Consider the following 16,963-nt stretch of genomic DNA (forward strand, 5'->3'; position numbering starts at 1 on the left):
GTGTTCACGCGGGCCATGTGGGAGCGAGCTTGCTCGCGATGCTTTTAAGCTCTTTCCCAGACTTCAAAACTGTAAGCCGGTTTGTCATCGACAGCCGGATTCGGGGTATCGGACACCCTCTTCCACACCTTCTCATCGAACTCCGGAAACCACGCATCCCCGGCCGGACTCAACGCCACGCGCGTCAGATACAACCGGTCCGCCTGCGCCAGGCCTTGCGCGTACAACTGCGCCCCACCAATCAACATCAGCTCATCGACGCCCTGCTCCCGCGCCCACGCCTCGGCGCGGACAACGGCGGCGGCCAGCGACGGATAGACTTCCGCACCTTCCAGCACCAGATCCGCCTGGCGGCTGACCACCAGATTCAACCGCCCCGGCAGTGGACGGCCGAGGGAATCCCAGGTCTTGCGGCCCATGATGATCGGCTTGCCGAGCGTGGTCGCCTTGAAGTATTTGAAGTCCCCCGGCAAGTGCCAGGGCATGCTGTTTTCGACCCCGATCACCCGGTTTTCACCGAGGGCTGCGATCAGGCTGAGGGGGAGTGATTTAGTCATGCGGCGAGGATACCAGAGCGTCAGCTTCTCGCAACGTAGCCCCCCGACAAGCGCCACAGCGGTTATGCTCACGGCTCAATGCAGCGACGGGATGACGCGTGACTGAACTGAATACCCTGTGGTTGACCGAAACCATCCGCCTGCGCGAAGAACACGCCGGCCCTCTGGATGATCTGGAAGCCAACCGTCTGGCGCGCAACGCCGGTGGCGACCTGTCGGCACGAATCCAGCGCCGCGCGCTGTGGCTGGCCGAGCGCGACGGGCTGAGCAAGGCCCTCACGCACTGGTTGCAAGGCGCGCGCCTGGCGCTGATCGTCATGGCAGTGCTGGCCGTCGTCACCGGCGCCGGACTGGCTTTCACCGCACTCGGCGACGGCCAGACGCCAGTGAATGTGTTCTGGGCGCTGGGCAGCCTGCTTGGGTTAAACCTGATTTTGCTGTTGAGCTGGGCACTGGGCTCGGTCTTTGCCGGTGACCATGGCGCAACGCTTGGGCGCTTGTGGTTATGGCTCAGCGAAAAACTCGCCCGCGATGCCAAGGCTGCACAACTGGCACCGGCCCTGCTCTTGCTGCTGCAACGGCACAAACTCAATCGCTGGGCGCTCGGTACGCTGGTCAATGGTTTGTGGTTGCTCGCGATGATCAGCGCTCTGGTGATTCTGCTGATGCTGATGGCAACCCGCCGCTATGGCTTCGTCTGGGAAACCACGATCCTCGGCGGCGACACATTCGTGGCCATGACTCAAGCGCTGGGCGCTGTGCCTGCCCTGCTCGGTTTCAGCGTACCGACCGTGGACATGATCCGCGCCAGCGGCGACAGCGCGTTGAATATCGAAAGCGCTCGCCAGGCCTGGGCAGCGTGGCTGGTCGGCGTATTGCTGGTCTACGGGGTGTTGCCGCGACTGCTACTGGCGTTGTTCTGCCTGTGGCGCTGGAAAAACGGCAAAGCCCGTCTGCGTCTGGATCTCAACCTGCCTGGCTACGCGCAATTGCGCGAGCGGCTGATGCCCACCAGCGAACGCCTCGGGATCAGCGATGCGGCGCCCGAACACCTGCATCGCGTCCAAAGCACGGTCAATGCGCTGCAAAGCGACGGCGCGCTGCTGGTGGCGATCGAGCTGGATGATCAACGACCGTGGCCGCCGTCTCTGCCGAAAAATGTCAGCAACGCGGGCATTCTCGACAGTCGCGAGTCGCGCCATAAACTGCTCGAACAGCTCAACCGCTTCCCGCCCGCGCGCCTGGCCATCGCTTGCGATCCGCGCCGTTCGCCGGATCGCGGCAGCCTCGCACTCATCGCCGAACTGGCGCGTAACGCCAGCGACACCCGCGTCTGGCTGCTGCAAGCGCCACCGGGAGAAGCACTGGATGCCGATCGTCTCGGCGACTGGCACCTGGCGCTGCAACAACTGGAACTGGCATTTGCTGACAGCGCGCCGCTGAACTGGCTGGAGACGGGACATGACTAAGCCGGGCAAACCGCCATTGAAACTCGCCGTCGTCGGCCATACCAACGTTGGCAAGACTTCGTTGTTGCGCACCCTGACGCGGGACGTCGGTTTTGGCGAGGTGTCCCACCGGCCCAGCACCACGCGGCATGTCGAAGGCGCGCGGTTATCGGTGGACGGTGAACCCCTGCTCGACCTGTTCGACACGCCGGGGCTGGAAGACGCCATCGCACTGCTCGATTACCTCGAACGCCTGGAGCGTCCCGGCGAACGCCTTGATGGCCCGGCACGACTGGCCCGATTCCTTGAGGGCAGCGAAGCACGGCAACGCTTCGAACAGGAAGCCAAAGTGCTGCGGCAACTGCTGACCTGCGATGCCGGCCTCTATGTGATCGACGCTCGCGAGCCGGTCCTGTCGAAATACCGCGATGAACTGGAAGTACTGGCCAGTTGCGGCAAGCCGTTGCTGCCGGTGCTCAATTTTGTCAGCAGCGCCAACCACCGCGAACCGGATTGGCGCGATGCGTTAGCGCGGTTGGGTTTGCATGCGCTGGTGCGGTTCGACAGCGTCGCGCCGCCGGAAGACGGCGAACGTCGACTCTACGAAAGCCTCGCGCTGCTGCTGGAAACCTCGCGACCACAACTGGAGCGGCTGATTGCCGATCAACAGGCACAACGACTGGCGCGCCAGCACAGTGCGGCGCGGCTGATTGCCGGGTTGCTGATCGATTGCGCGGCGTGCCGGCGCAGTGTGGTCAGCGAGCCGGAGCAGGAACAACAAGCGATCAGCGAACTGCGCAAAGCCGTGCGGCAGCGCGAACAACGTTGTGTCGAAGCGCTGCTCAAGCTTTATGCGTTCCGCCCACAAGACGCGGCGGCCAGCGATCTGCCGCTGCTCGACGGGCGTTGGGGCGACGACTTGTTCAATCCGGAAACGCTCAAACAACTGGGCGTGCGCGTGGGCGGCGGTATCGCGGCGGGCGCGGCGGCAGGGGCTGGCGTGGATCTGCTGGTCGGCGGCCTGACCCTCGGCGCGGCGGCGCTGGCCGGTGCAATTGCCGGCGGCGCCCTGCAAACCGCGCGCAGTTATGGCAGCCGTTTACTCGGCAAGATCAGGGGTCAGCGAGAACTGACCGTCGACGACAGCGTGCTGAGATTGCTGGCGTTGCGTCAACGCCAGCTGTTGCAGGCGCTGAACGCGCGCGGGCACGCGGCGATGGACAGCATTCAGGTCGCCACACCGCAAGACAAGACCTGGCGCGAAGGCAAATTGCCCGAAGCCTTGAACAAGGCTCGGGCGCATCCGCAGTGGTCTTCGCTCAATCCTCATCCGAAGTTGAATGAGGCAGATCGGCAGGAGCAAGTTGAGATGTTGGCACAGCAGTTGTGACGGTCGGGTCGATTATTTGTGGCGACACCGCCGGCCCCATCGCCGCGCCTCGGTCACACCCACTCAGGCAGCCAACAGGCGCACTGCTTTTTCCTTCAATACCGCAAGATCAATCACCGGAACATCCATCTCCTTGGCCAACTCATCCCACTGCCGCATGCGCAGGCTGACCGCGCACAACGGATCACGCTCGAACGCTTCAGCCTCCACCTCGGTCATCACCCCGCCCTGATACTGCAACGTCCGGCGACTGGCTTCACTCAACCGCTCGAAATACCCGGGCTCCCTGAGCGTCAGATACCGCTTGGCCTGCACATGATATTCCACCAGCTGAGCCAGACGTTCGCCGAAGCCGGCGCGACGCAGGTAATCGGCGCCAAGACGCTCATGGCCGACCACGCCAAACCCGCCCATGCTCCGGGCATTTTCGGTGGCGCAGATGTGGCCGATGTCATGGAAGAACGCCGCAAGCACCACTTCATCATCGAAGCCTTCGGCCATGGCCAATTGAGCTGCCTGAGACATGTGCTCGATCTGCGACACGGGCTCGCCGATGTAGTCCGTGTCGCCAAAGCGTTCGTACAGCCCGAACACTTCGTCAATTATTCGCTCATTGCGGCCCATCAACACTCCCCCAACAACGTCGCGACATTACGCTCCGCCATGGCCGGGCCGACGCTCATGCCGACCCCGGTGTGCATCAGGGCCACACTCACGCCCGGCATCGGCCGCAGAAACGAGAACGGCCCTGGCCCCCGTGAGCCATAGACGCCCTGCCAGCGCTCCACCACTTGCACCTTGCAGCCTAGCGTCTGCTCGGCCAGTTCGATCATCCAGTCATCGACCTGCTCGGCGTTGAACGGTGAAGGGTCGCGGCCGTAGTGATGGGAATCGCCGATGATCAACTCCCCGTAAGGCGTCGGGCTGATCAGCAGGTGAATGCCGTTGTCATGCAAGTGTGGTTGCTCGCGCAGGATCTGCGCTTGCACGGCGGCCGCTTCCGGCAGATCGGCGAAGGCGCCGTAGTGCACGCAACTCAAACCGGTGAGCAGCGCGTGTTGCAGATTGAGGTTGATCTGCGGTCGGGCACGGAGCATTTGCAGGCGGCAGATTTGCAAGTCGAGCGCGGCGATCGGTTCTGCCAGCAGCGTCTGATAATCGTGACCGGAACACACGATGATTTGCGCGCCGCTGAAGATGCCCGCGGTGCTGTGCAGGCGACCCGGTTCGATGTCGCGCACCAGCGTCGAGAAATGAAACTCGACGCCGAGTTCGCGGCGCAGGTAGTCGATCAATGCCGGGATCGCTTCGCGCGAGTACAACTGCTGGTCATCCATGCCGTGCAACGCGGCGCGGTGATGGCGGAACTGGCCGCCGTACAGGTCGCGCAGCGCGGCGCCTTGCAACAATTCGACGCGATAGTTGTGCTCCACGGCGCGGCCGGTGCAGAACACTTCCAGCAAATGTTCTTCGGCTTCGGTACGGGGGAACAGGTACGAGCCGTTGCGCTTGAGTTGCAGGCCCGCGTGCCGGGCCCAGTCGCCCCAAATGGTGCGGCTGGCTTTGGCGAGTTCGAGCATCTGGCCCGGTGGCTGGCCGGTGACCAGTGCCTGGCCGAAGTTGCGCACCGACGCGCCAAGCGGGGTTTCACTGCGTTCGAAAACCGTGACCTTGAAGCCGCGTCTGGCAGCGGCGTAGGCATGGGACAGGCCAAGAATGCCGGCGCCGATGATCAGCAGGTCGTTGTGTTGTGTCATTTGAATAATGTCCTGAATGAAAGACCGCTATCGCTGGCAGGCCAGCTCCCACAGGGTTAGCGCTAAACACAAATCCTGTAGCTGCCCTGAAACTGTGGGAGCTGGCCTGCCAGCGATGAGGCCCTGTCAGTCGATGAAGGTTTACTTGGCAGCCACTTTCTCGGACTTGCCGTCATACCGTTTGCGCCACTCGGCCAGGATCGCGTCGCGATTTTTCGAGGCCCAGGCAAAGTCGTTCTTGATCAGCCGCTGCTCATAATCCGCCGGCAATTCGGTCTGCGGCTTGGCGATGCCAGGCTGCGCAAGGACAGCGAAGTTCTCTTTGTACAAATCCATCGCCGCCGGGCTGGCGGAGAAATCAGCCAGTTTCTTCGCCGCTGCTTCGTGCGGTGTGCCTTTGATCACGGCAGTTGCTTCGATCTCCCAGCCCAGGCCTTCTTTAGGCAGGATAATGTCCAGCGGCGCGCCCTGCCGTTTGAGCTGGACAGCCGGGTATTCAAAGGAAATGCCGATCGGGAATTCACCTGCCGCCGCCAGTTTGCAAGGCTTGGAACCGGAGTGAACGTACTGGCCGATGTTCTGGTGCAGGTCGTCCATGTACTGCCAGCCCTGCTTCTCGCCGAAGGTCTGCAGCCAGGCGCTGACGTCGAGGAAACCGGTGCCGGACGACGCCGGGTTAGGCATGACGATCTTGCCCTTGTACTCAGGCTTGGTCAGGTCCTGCCAGCTCACCGGTTTGCTCAAACCCTGCTTCTCGGCTTCGACGGTGTTGAAGCAGATGGTCGCCGCCCACACGTCCATGCCGACCCACGCCGGCGGGTTGGCGGCGTCGCGATAGTTGCCGCCGATCTTGTCCAGGTCCTTCGGCGCGTAACTCTGCAGCATGCCTTGTTGATCGAGAATCGCCAGGCTCGAAGCGGCCAGGCCCCACACGGCATCAGCTTGCGGACGAGCTTTTTCAGCGAGCAATTTGGCGGTGATGATGCCGGTCGAATCGCGTACCCATTTGATCTCGATGTCCGGGTTGGCTGTTTCGAAAGCTTGTTTGTACGTCTTCAACTGTTCGGCTTCGAGGGCGGTGTACACCGTCAACTCGGTGGTCGCCGCGAAAGCGTTCAGGCTGAAAGCGGAGAGGACAGCAGCGGCCAGGGCCAGGGGCTTGAACATGATCTTTTCCTGTTTTGAGTTGAGGGCTTTCGATATAAAAGCAGCGATTTCAGAAGAGCGAATCAGTTGCCGGGCGCGGTCTGCCGCCAGGCCTGGGAGCGGCGCAGCAAACCGCGCGAGGCCCAGGCCAGCAGCAAGGACACGCCCGCCGAGGTGAACAGAATCAGGGTCGACATCGCCGCCGCACCGCCGACGTTGCCGGCGTCGTCCATGTTCAGCACCGCCACCGCCGCGAGGAGGGTGTCGGGGCTGTAGAGGAAGATCGCCGCCGAGACGGTGGTCATGCCCGAGACGAACAGGTAGCGCACGATGTCCAGCAGCGCCGGCAGGCAGATCGGCACGGTGACGCGCAGGAAGTGCCTATACAGGGGCGCCTTGAGCGACAACGCGGCGGCTTCGAACTCGGCATCCAGCTGACGCAGCGCGGTGGTCGCAGTCATTTGCGCGGTGGTCAAATAGTGAGCAATGGTGCAGACGACCAGCAGCGTCATGGTCCCGTAGAGCACATGCAGCGGGTTGCCGCTGAGGTTGAAGAAAAAAACGTAACCCAGACCAAGCACCAGACCGGGCACCGCCATGGGCACGAAACTGAGCATGCCCAGGGTCAGGTTCAGCCCGCGCTGGCCTTTGGTTTTTTCCATCAGGTAGGCGCCGGTGAAAATCAGCACACTGCCGATCAGCGCCGTGCACAGCGCCATCTTCACGCTGTTGCCGTAGGCCAGCCAGCCGCCGCCCGCTGTGTCGTTGAACCGGTAATGGTTGAGCGAAAGCGACAGGTTGTACGGCCAGAATTTCACCAGCGACGAGAACACGGCCATGCCGAACACCAGCAGCAACGCCGCACAGATCAGCAAAACAATGGCGAAGTAGCAACCGTCGCGCAGTTTCGATGGCGCCGGTTGAAAGACCTGGGCCCGACCGCTCATGGAATCGCCATGCCGCCGGCGCAGCCAGGCATCCACCGCAAAACTGAGCAGTGCCGGCAGCAGCAGGACCATGCCGATCAGGGCGCCGCGACCGAATTGCTGCTGGCCGACCACGGCTTTGTAGGCTTCCAGCGCCAGCACCTGATAATCGCCGCCGACCACCACGGGCACCCCAAAATCAGTGATGGTCAAGGTGAACACCAGACAGAACGCGGCAAACACGGCCTGACGCGTCGCCGGCCAGGTGATGCTGCGGAAGGCTTTTGCCGGACTGGCGCCCATGCTGGAGGCAGCATCGAACAGTCGCGCGTCCGCCAGCGACAGCGCCGACAAAAGCATCATCAAGGCGTGTGGGAAGGTGTAGATCACCTCGCCGAGCACAATGCCCCAGAAACCGTAGATATTGTCCGAGAGCAAACCGCGCAACATGCCCTGATTGCCGAACAGATAAACCAGGGCAATCCCCGGCAGCATCGATGGCGCCATCAGCGGCAGCAGCGATATGCCGCGCCAGATACCTTTGCCCGGAATCAACGTGCGTTGCAGGGCGTAGGCAAACAGGTAAGCCAGCGGTACGACAATCGCCGCGACGCTGAGGGAAACTTTCAAACTGTTGCCGAGCAACCAATGGAAATTCGCACTGGTGACCAGTTCACGGGCAGCGACCAGACCACCGCCCTGCCCGGCTTCCGAACTGAAGCCGCGCCAGAAGATCGCCAGCAACGGCATCAACACCGCCACGCCGAGCAACACCAGCAACAGGACTTTGCCACCGACCACGAATACCCGGTCGCCGATTTCGGCACGGGAGGTCTGCCGAACCTGCTTGTGCGGTAACGGCAGCGCGAGGTTCGCGCTCATCAGGCGAACACCTGCAGACTGCGTGGAGGCAAGGCGACCATGATCTGCTGCGCGCCGAGGCGTGGCATGGATTCCGGCGCCAGTTCGGCGAGCAAGGCGTGGCCGGGCAATTGATCGAGTTCAAAGCTCATGCGGCAACGATTGCCGAGAAAGGTGATTTCGCGGATTTTTGCCGGGAACAGGTTTTCCTCATGCACCGGCGGGTTGACGTTGATCGCTTCCGGGCGGCAGAACAAGCGGCCCGACGCAGATTTCGCACTGCCGTCGACCAGACGCATGCTCATGCCGCCGACTTGTGCGTGGCTATCACTGCTGCGGTTGAAGGGCAGCCAGTTACCCTGGCCGACAAATTCCGCCACAAACGGCGTCGCCGGTCGGTCGTAGATGTCTTGCGGCGTGGCGTATTGCTCGACCTTGCCGTTGTTCATCACGGCGATGCGGTCGGCCATCAGCATGGCCTCATCCTGGTTGTGCGTGACCATCAGTGTGGTCACGCCGAGGTTGCGCTGCAGCTGGCGCAGCTCAGTGCACAAGTGCTCGCGAACGCGGGCGTCGAGGGCCGACATCGGTTCGTCGAGCAGCAGCAGCGACGGCGCCGGGGCCAGCGCGCGGGCCAGGGCAACACGTTGCTGCTGGCCGCCGGACAGTTGGCCTGGGTACCTTTTCTCGCTGCCGATCAGGCCGACCAGTTCCAGCATCTGCCCGACGCGCTTGCGCACTTCATCGCGACCATTGCCGGCGAGGCCGTAAGCAATGTTCGCTTCAACGGTGAGATTGGGGAACAGTGCGTAGGACTGAAACAAAATGCCGTAATCCCGAGCCTGCGGTGCCAGATGGGAAACGTCACGGCCACCGAGGTACATCTCGCCGCTGTCCTGCTTCTCGAGACCGGCAATGCAGCGCAGCAGCGTGGTTTTGCCACAGCCCGACGGACCCAGCAGACACACCAGCTCGCCCGCCGCGACGTCGAGCGAGACGTTGTCCAGCGCGGTGAAGGCGCCAAAGCGTTTCTGCACGCCACGCACTTTCATCGGCGCACCGGGGTTGGTCAGGGCAGTTGCGATCGAGTGGTTCATGGACAGGCCTCATCAAGCAGATGAGGCTCATCCTAGGGATGTAATGCGTCTGTCATGTGGCAGCGGAGCAAAAATGGCTGATAGTGGTATTCGGGGATTTGGGTTGGGGAGCTCTGCGGTCTTATGCCGGATGAAATTGTGGCGAGGGGGCTTGTCGGAATGCCGCACCACCCCGTTGGGTCGCGAAGCGGCCGTAAAACCTGTGATCGTGTTTCGTCAGGCAGAGCGCATTCAATGGTTTTACGACTGCTGCGCAGCCGACCGGGGTGGTGCGGCATTCCGACAAGACCCCTCGCCACAGGGATCTAAACAGGCGACATCTCCTGCGCCAACCCAAGAAATGCCGCCGGCAATCGCGCGCCTTTGCGCTCCTTGAGGCAGTACAAATACTCGGGAATCTGCGGTGCATTCTCCAGGGTCAGCACACGCAACTGCGGATCATGGGGAACTTCCTGCCGAGCGATCAGGCTGATGCCGATGTTGCGCAGCACGGCTTCGCGAATCGACTCGCGGCTGCCGATCTCCAGCAACGGGCCGAAGCTGACCCCGGCGCCGGCGAGCAATTGTTCGGTGAGGCAGCGGGTGGTCGAGCCCGACTCGCGCATCAACAAGGTGTGCCCGGCCAAGGCACTGAGCGGCACATGATCGTGCACCGCCAGCGGATGATTGCGATGCACCGCCAGCACCAGCGGATCGCTGCCGAGCACCCGGCGGATCAACCGCGCATCGTCGAGCATCTGCGAAGACGCAGCGACGTCGACCCGGTAATCCTCGAGTGCCTCGATCACCTGCTGGGAATTGCCGATCTCCACCGACACTTCCACCTGCGGCAGGCGCTCGCGAAAAGCCTTCACCAGATCGAGAATGTAATAAGGCGCCGTGGCGGCAATGCGCAATGTGCCCTGAACCTGACCACTGTTGCGCAGGAAAAACTCGATGTCCGCTTCCTGTTGCAACAGCGCCTTTACCATCGGCAGCAGACGCGCGCCGTCGTCACTGACGCTGAGGCGCCGTCCGCCGCGGTAGAACAATTCCACCGAATACTGGCTTTCCAGCTGGCGGATTTGCGTCGTCACGGTGGGCTGACTGAGGCCGAGCTTCTTCGCCGCCAGGGTGATACTGCCCAAACGGGCCACCATATAAAACGCCTTCAGCTCGGCACTCAGCACAGCTTTCCCTCATCGATCATTTACGCAACAGGCGTAAACCGTTGAACACCACCAGCAGGCTGACGCCCATGTCGGCGAAGACTGCCATCCACATCGTGGCAACCCCGGCAAAGGTTACCCCAAGAAAGATCGCTTTGATGACCAATGCCAGCGCAATGTTCTGTTTGAGGATGCGCGAAGTCTGGCGCGACAACTGGATAAACGTCGGGATTTTGCGCAGATCGTCGTCCATAAGGGCTACATCGGCGGTTTCTATTGCCGTGTCGGTACCAGCGGCGGCCATCGCGAAACCAATCTCGGAGCGGGCCAGCGCCGGCGCATCGTTGATGCCGTCGCCGACCATGCCAACTCGATGACCCTGTGCATAAAGTGCTTCGATGGCGTGCAGCTTGTCGGTCGGCAGCAGGTCGCCCTGGGCTTGATCAATGCCGACCTGTGCGGCAATGGCCTGCGCCGTGTGGGCATTGTCGCCGGTGAGCATCAGGGTTTTTATACCCAGCTCATGCAGTTGCCGGATCGCTTCGCGGCTGGACTCTTTCACCGTGTCCGCCACCGCGAACAGCGCCAGCGGGCCGGACGAATCAAGCAGCAACACCGCGGATTTGCCTTGTTTTTCCAGGGCGAACAGTTTCTGCTCCAGCGCGGGCGAACACAGGCCGAGGTCTTCGACCAGGCGGTGATTGCCCAGGTGGTAGGTCTGGCCGTTGATGTCACCGCGCACACCCCGCCCGCCCAGCGCCTCGAAGTTATCCACAGCCAGCATGGCAAAATTTTTGTCCTGCGCCGCATTGGCGATCGCTTGCGACACTGGATGATCCGAACGACCGGCCAGCGCCGCAGCAATCGCCGGAGCAGTTTCATCGACGGTCGGATCCAGCGACTGGTAATCGGTCTGCACCGGTTTGCCGTGGGTGATCGTGCCGGTCTTGTCCAAGGCCAGGTAGTCGAGTTTGTAACCGCCTTCCAGATAGACGCCGCCCTTGACCAGAATGCCTTTGCGCGCCGCTGCGGCGAGACCGCTGACGATGGTCACCGGCGTGGAAATCACCAAGGCGCACGGGCACGCGACCACCAGCAGCACCAGCGCCCGGTAGATCCAGTCGAACCAGAGCGCACCCATGAACAACGGCGGAATCACCGCCACGGCCAGCGCCAGAACAAATACCGCTGGCGTGTAGATTTTCGAGAATCGGTCGACGAAACGCTGGGTCGGCGCCCGCGCGCCCTGGGCCTGTTCGACGGCATGGATAATCCGCGCCAGGGTCGAATGACTGGCCGCAGCCGTCACCGAGTACTCCAGCGACCCGGCCTGGTTGATGGTGCCGGCGAACACCTGGTCGCCAGTGGTCTTCTCGACTGGCAGGCTTTCCCCGGTGATCGGCGCCTGATCGATCGTCGAGTTGCCCGACACCACCTCACCGTCGAGACCGATTCGCTCGCCAGGCCGAACACGTACGCGCGCCCCGAGGTCGACGGTTTTGACATCCTGTAAATGCCAGCTGCCGTCGGCCTGCAACACGGTGGCCTGCTCCGGCGTCATCTGCATCAAACCGCTGATCGCGTTGCGTGCCCGGTCCAGCGATTTCGCCTCGATCAATTCGGCGACGGTGAACAGGAACATCACCATCGCCGCTTCCGGCCACTGGCCGATCAGGATCGCCCCGGTCACCGCGATGCTCATCAACGCGTTGATGTTGAGATTGAAATGTTTCAGGGCGATCCAGCCCTTTTTGTAGGTGTCGAGACCGGCACTGAGGATTGAGAGCAACGCGATCACCGCCACCACCCAGTTGGGCGCGGCGTCGGTGAAGTGGATGACCTCGGCGACCAGCGCGCTCACCCCGGACAGTGCCAGCGGCCACCAGGATTTTTTCTGCGGCACCGGGGCCGGGGCGTCAACGCCCTGCTCCAACGGCTCGGCCTGCATACCCAGGGATTTGATCGCCTCGATGATCGGCGCAGTGCTCGGCAGGTCGTGAGTGACACCCAGCACGCGGTTGATCAGGTTGAATTCCAGTTGCTGCACGCCGGCGAGTTTGCCGAGTTTGTTCTGGATAAGCGTCTGCTCGGTCGGACAATCCATTGCGTCGATACGGAAACGATTCAGCCGTGCGTCGGCGCTGGGTGCCTCGGTCAATTGAACCAGCGACGGCGCTGCGACCTTCGAGGCACAACAGGCATCGGCCTGACCGCCATGCACATGCTTCGGCGCAAGTTGAGGGGTGCTGCAGCAATCATCTGCGACTTCATGTTTGTGCGTGTGCCGGGAATCGCTCATCGGTTTCGTCCATAAAGGTGCCTGTTGCCAAGTAAAGACCCTGTAGCCACTATAGGGTCAAGCACCTATTTGGAAGCAACCCTCATGAAGATCGGAGAACTGGCAAAACTCACCGACTGCGCCGTGGAAACCATCCGCTATTACGAGCGCGAACATCTCCTGCCCGAACCGGCGCGCAGCGACGGCAACTACCGCGTTTACACCCAGGCCCACGCCGAACGCCTGACGTTTATCCGCAACTGCCGGACGCTGGACATGACGCTCGAGGAAATCCGCAGTTTGCTGGCGTTGCGTGACAGCCCACAGGATCAATGCGAAAGCGTGAATGCGCTGGTTGATGAACACATCCATCACGTGAAGGCGCGCATCGACGGCTTGCTGGCGTTACAGGCGCAACTGCTCGACCTGCGCAAACGTTGCGGTGAAGGAATGGAAATCGATCAATGCGGGATTTTGCAACGGCTGGAAGTGAGTGGCGGCGTGGTGGCGACAGAGGTGGAGCACTCGCATGTGGGCCGCAGTCACGGCCACTGAGACCACCCCATAACCAAATGTGGGAGCTAGCTCGCTCGCGATGTCGGCCTGACAGTCAACATGGATGTTGGCTGTGATGGCCTCATCGCGAGCAAGCTCGCTCCCACAGGAATTTGAAGTTCAGGTTTAGACCGCCATTGGCGCGGTCATCGGTGGATGATGCTCATACCCTTCCAGCGAGAAATCACCCGGCTCGATCAGTTCCAGCCACTCGGGCTGATACACACCGGTCTTGGCGAACTCCGGCACGCGATCATTGATTTTCAACTTCGGCATCGGGAACGGCTCGCGCGTGAGCTGCTCGTTGAGCATGTCCAGATGGTTTTCATAAACGTGCGCGTCACCGATGAAATAGGTGAACCAGCGCGGCGTGTAACCGGTCAGGCGACCGATCAGGCTTAACAACGCTGCGCCTTCGGTGAGGTTGAACGGCGTTCCCAGACCCAAGTCGTTGGATCGAATATAAAGCGTCAGCGAAATCTCTTTGGTCGCGACGTTCGGATGAAACTGGTACAGCAGATGACACGGTGGCAAGGCCATTTCATCAAGCTGCGCCACGTTCCAGCCGTGGAACAGGATGCGGCGGCTGCCCGGGTCCTTGATGATGGTGTCGACGCACTGACGAATCTGATCGATCGCTTTGTACAACACCACATAGGCCTGGCCGTCTTCTTCGCCTTCGGCAATCTGACGATAACCCTGGCTCAGGGTTTGCTCGATGGCGGCCTGGTTGCTCATCGGGATCTGCTTGTACGCGGGCCATTTGCGCCACTGCACGCCGTAGATTTCACCGAGGTCGTCTTCGCCCTGACGGAACGGGTTGGCCAGCCACTGCGCGTTTTCGTTGGCATTCTGGTCCCAGACCTTACAGCCCAGAGCGCGGAATTCGGCAGCGTTGTTGACCCCGCGCAGAAAACCACACATCTCGCCGATGGCCGATTTAAAGGCCATTTTGCGCGTGGTGATCGCCGGGAAACCTTCCTTCAGGTCGTAGCGCAGCATGGCGCCCGGGAAACTGATGGTGTTAATGCCGGTGCGGTTGGCCTGTTTGGTGCCGTTCTTGATGACGTGGGCGACCAGTTCGAGATATTGCTTCATGAGTTACCTGTGTCCTTGAACCCGGGGCCGTCACCCCGGCGTTCGAATTTTATACAGCCGCTGCGGGTGTCGCCGGAGCGCGGTGATACGCCAGCCAGATCAGGAACAGTCCGCCAAGAATCATCGGTACGCAGAGCACCTGACCCATGGTCAGCCAGTTCCACGCCAGATAACCGAGCTGCGCGTCGGGAACGCGGACGAATTCGACAATGAAACGGAAAATGCCGTAGAACAGCGCGAACATTCCGGAGACCGCCATGGTTGGCCGCGGCTTGCGCGAAAATATCCACAGGATCGCAAACAGCGCCAGCCCTTCCAGGGCGAACTGGTACAGCTGCGACGGGTGCCTGGCCAGTTGCGCCGGATCGGTCGGGAACACCATCGCCCAAGGAACGTCGGTGGCTTTGCCCCACAACTCGGCGTTGATGAAGTTGCCGATGCGCCCGGCGCCCAGGCCGATCGGCACCATCGGCGCGACGAAGTCCATCAATTGGAAAAACGATTTGCCGTTCTTCTTGCCGAACCACAACGCGGCGAGCATCACGCCGATGAACCCGCCGTGGAACGACATGCCGCCCTTCCACACTTCGAAAATCAACGTCGGGTTGGCGAGGTAGGCGCTCAGGTCGTAAAACAATACATAACCCAAACGACCACCGACGATGACGCCCATCGACATCCAGAACACCATGTCGGAGAGCTTTTCTTTGCTCCAGGTCGGGTCGAAACGGTTGAGCCGGCGCGACGCCAGCAGCCACGCACCGCCGATGCCGATCAGGTACATCAAACCGTACCAGTGGATTTTCAGCGGACCGATGGCCAGGGCCACCGGGTCAATCTGCGGGTAAGGCAGCATTGCGACTCCTCGTTAGAGTTGAAACCTGAAAAATGCCCGGGCGACGCTGTCACGCCAGGATTAAGCCAGCATTGCGGTGCGTGCTAGAGCAAAAAGCTCAGACCGACGCAGAACAGCAATGCGGCGAACAATCTTTTCAGCAGGCGCGGCGACAGGCGATGGGCCAGTCGTGCACCAAAGCGGGCGAAGATCATGCTGGTCAAAGCAATCCCCACCAACGCCGGCAAATAAATGAAACCCAGACTATGGGCCGGCAACAATGGATCGTGCCACCCCAGAATCATGAAACTTGCTGCACTGGCCAGCGCAATCGGCAGACCGCAGGCCGAAGATGTCGCCACTGCTTGCTGCATCGGTACGCTACGCCAGGTCAGGAACGGCACGGTCAACGAGCCGCCGCCAATTCCGAAAATCGCCGACGCCCAGCCAATGACTGTGCCGGCAACGGTCAGCCCGACTTTACCGGGCACTGTGCGGCTGGCCTTGGGCTTGAAGTCCAGCGCAAGCTGAACCGCAATGATCAGCGCAAACACGCCGATGATCTTCTGCAAGTTGGGGCCGGAAATCGCTTCAGCGGTCAGCGCACCAAACCCTGCACCGATCAGAATTCCGGCAGTCATCCAGGCGAAGATCGGCCAACGTACGGCGCCGCGGCGGTGATGCTCGCGCACGGCATTGATCGAGGTGAAGATGATCGTCGCCAGAGACGTACCGACGGCCAAGTGAGTCAGGACCGAGGGATCGAAGCCCTGCAAGGTAAAACTGAACACCAGCACCGGAACAATGATGATCCCGCCGCCCACGCCAAACAGGCCCGCCAGCACGCCCGCGCAGGCGCCGAGCGCCAGATAGAGCAGAATTTCCATGGCCGTCCTGGTCCGCTTCGCAAAATAGCCTCGCATGTTAACGGATGCGTGACCCGAGGCCCACTGCGGATGGCGATGGATCGATCAGCGTCGACTGCGTAGAGTGAGCAAAAAACACACAAGGACCACCTTATGTGCCTGATTGTTTTCGCTTGGCGACCGGGTCATGCGCAACCGTTGATCGTCGCGGCCAACCGTGACGAATTCTACGCCCGGCCGAGCTTGCCACTGGCGCAATGGCCAGAAGTACCGCAGGTTTACGCCGGTCGCGATCTCGAAGCCGGCGGCACCTGGCTCGGCGTCGGCGCAAACGGACGCTTCGCCGCGCTGACCAATATTCGCGTCCCCCATCAACCGCCCGCGCGTAAATCGCGCGGCGAACTGGTGGCGCGCTTTTTGAGTGGCGACATGCCGATTGATGATTATTTGAGCGACGTTGTCGGGCGCTCGCTGGAATATGCAGGGTTTAACCTGCTGATCGGCAATGCGAATGAGCTGTGGCACTTCAACTCGCATGAAACCGAAGCGGTAATGATGCCGCCGGGAGTCTATGGGCTATCGAACGCCGCGCTGGATACGCCGTGGCCCAAACTGCTGAAAGCGCGTGGGGCACTGGAACTGTTGCTGGACGATCCGCAGCCCGAGGCGTTACTGGCCTTGCTGAATGACCCGCAGACCGCGCAGTTTGCCGAATTGCCGGATACCGGGGTGGGGTTGGCGACCGAGACGTTGTTGTCGAGTGTGTTCATTGCCAGCCCGACTTACGGGACCCGGGCGAGTACGGCGCTGATAGTTCAGGCGGATGGGACCCGGCGCATGGTCGAGCGGAGTTTCGGGCCGTATGGGGGACATCTTGGGGAAGTTGAGATCAGGGCCTGATCGTTGTTGTCTGGACTGGCCTCATCGCAGGCAAGCCAGCTCCCACAGGACTTGGGTCGGTTCACTGATTTGAAATCAGCACCAAAACCTGTGGGAGCTGG

15 protein-coding genes are annotated in these 16,963 nt (G+C 61.6%); 4 read left to right on the top strand and 11 right to left on the bottom strand.

What is annotated here, in order from left to right:
- Positions 1-44 precede the first annotated feature (44 nt).
- Positions 45-557: a dihydrofolate reductase gene (locus ACYZT1_RS23810; RefSeq protein WP_462016969.1), complete on the bottom strand. Its 513-nt coding sequence runs from the start codon at positions 555-557 to the stop codon at positions 45-47.
- Positions 558-655: 98 nt separating this feature from the next.
- On the opposite strand from ACYZT1_RS23810, the gene ACYZT1_RS23815 reads away from it, so the two are divergent.
- Positions 656-2,026: a DUF2868 domain-containing protein gene (locus ACYZT1_RS23815; protein WP_462016970.1), complete on the top strand. Its 1,371-nt coding sequence runs from the start codon at positions 656-658 to the stop codon at positions 2,024-2,026.
- On the top strand, positions 2,019-3,395 hold the full coding sequence (locus ACYZT1_RS23820) for a GTPase/DUF3482 domain-containing protein (RefSeq protein ID WP_462016971.1): 1,377 nt from the start codon (positions 2,019-2,021) through the stop codon (positions 3,393-3,395). The genes ACYZT1_RS23815 and ACYZT1_RS23820 overlap by 8 nt, the downstream gene beginning before the upstream one ends.
- Positions 3,396-3,458: 63 nt before the next feature.
- Here the strand turns inward: ACYZT1_RS23820 and ACYZT1_RS23825 are convergent, their stop codons facing one another.
- From ACYZT1_RS23825 to ACYZT1_RS23855, 7 genes are all read right to left on the bottom strand, one after another.
- A complete protein-coding gene (locus ACYZT1_RS23825) occupies positions 3,459-4,019 on the bottom strand; it encodes a phosphonate degradation HD-domain oxygenase (RefSeq protein ID WP_462016972.1) in 561 nt (186 codons plus the stop codon).
- Entirely contained in the window at positions 4,019-5,152 is a 1,134-nt protein-coding gene (locus ACYZT1_RS23830) for a TIGR03364 family FAD-dependent oxidoreductase (RefSeq protein ID WP_462016973.1), read from the bottom strand. The genes ACYZT1_RS23825 and ACYZT1_RS23830 overlap by 1 nt, the downstream gene beginning before the upstream one ends.
- Positions 5,153-5,293: 141 nt before the next feature.
- A complete protein-coding gene (locus ACYZT1_RS23835) occupies positions 5,294-6,319 on the bottom strand; it encodes a putative 2-aminoethylphosphonate ABC transporter substrate-binding protein (protein WP_462016974.1) in 1,026 nt (341 codons plus the stop codon).
- A gap of 62 nt (positions 6,320-6,381) precedes the next feature.
- Positions 6,382-8,106, bottom strand: a complete 1,725-nt coding sequence (locus ACYZT1_RS23840) for a putative 2-aminoethylphosphonate ABC transporter permease subunit (protein ID WP_462016975.1) — start codon at positions 8,104-8,106, stop codon at positions 6,382-6,384.
- A complete protein-coding gene (locus tag ACYZT1_RS23845; RefSeq protein WP_462016976.1) occupies positions 8,106-9,182 on the bottom strand; it encodes a putative 2-aminoethylphosphonate ABC transporter ATP-binding protein in 1,077 nt (358 codons plus the stop codon). The genes ACYZT1_RS23840 and ACYZT1_RS23845 overlap by 1 nt, the downstream gene beginning before the upstream one ends.
- Before the next feature lie 305 nt (positions 9,183-9,487).
- Positions 9,488-10,351 carry a LysR family transcriptional regulator gene (locus tag ACYZT1_RS23850; RefSeq protein ID WP_462016977.1) on the bottom strand — a complete coding sequence of 288 codons (864 nt, stop codon included), beginning with the start codon at positions 10,349-10,351 and terminating at the stop codon, positions 9,488-9,490.
- Positions 10,352-10,367: 16 nt separating this feature from the next.
- Positions 10,368-12,629: a heavy metal translocating P-type ATPase gene (locus ACYZT1_RS23855; protein WP_462016978.1), complete on the bottom strand. Its 2,262-nt coding sequence runs from the start codon at positions 12,627-12,629 to the stop codon at positions 10,368-10,370.
- Positions 12,630-12,713: 84 nt separating this feature from the next.
- On the opposite strand from ACYZT1_RS23855, the gene cadR reads away from it, so the two are divergent.
- On the top strand, positions 12,714-13,163 hold the full coding sequence (cadR, locus tag ACYZT1_RS23860) for a Cd(II)/Pb(II)-responsive transcriptional regulator (RefSeq protein ID WP_462016979.1): 450 nt from the start codon (positions 12,714-12,716) through the stop codon (positions 13,161-13,163).
- Positions 13,164-13,289: 126 nt separating this feature from the next.
- Here the strand turns inward: cadR and ACYZT1_RS23865 are convergent, their stop codons facing one another.
- The 3 genes from ACYZT1_RS23865 to ACYZT1_RS23875 form a co-directional block, all read right to left on the bottom strand.
- Positions 13,290-14,261, bottom strand: a complete 972-nt coding sequence (locus ACYZT1_RS23865) for a thymidylate synthase (RefSeq protein WP_462016980.1) — start codon at positions 14,259-14,261, stop codon at positions 13,290-13,292.
- A gap of 49 nt (positions 14,262-14,310) precedes the next feature.
- The gene (gene lgt / locus ACYZT1_RS23870; RefSeq protein ID WP_462016981.1) at positions 14,311-15,117 is read right to left on the bottom strand and encodes a prolipoprotein diacylglyceryl transferase; all 807 of its coding nucleotides are present in this window, start codon (positions 15,115-15,117) and stop codon (positions 14,311-14,313) included.
- 83 nt (positions 15,118-15,200) lie between these two features.
- Positions 15,201-15,983 (bottom strand): sulfite exporter TauE/SafE family protein, encoded by a 783-nt coding sequence (locus tag ACYZT1_RS23875; protein WP_462016982.1) that lies wholly within the window; start codon positions 15,981-15,983, stop codon positions 15,201-15,203.
- Positions 15,984-16,115: 132 nt separating this feature from the next.
- Between ACYZT1_RS23875 and ACYZT1_RS23880 the strand changes: the two genes are divergently transcribed.
- Positions 16,116-16,862, top strand: a complete 747-nt coding sequence (locus ACYZT1_RS23880; RefSeq protein ID WP_462016983.1) for an NRDE family protein — start codon at positions 16,116-16,118, stop codon at positions 16,860-16,862.
- Positions 16,863-16,963: the final 101 nt, after the last annotated feature.

The sequence above is a fragment of the Pseudomonas sp. PB3P13 genome, from assembly GCF_054897735.1.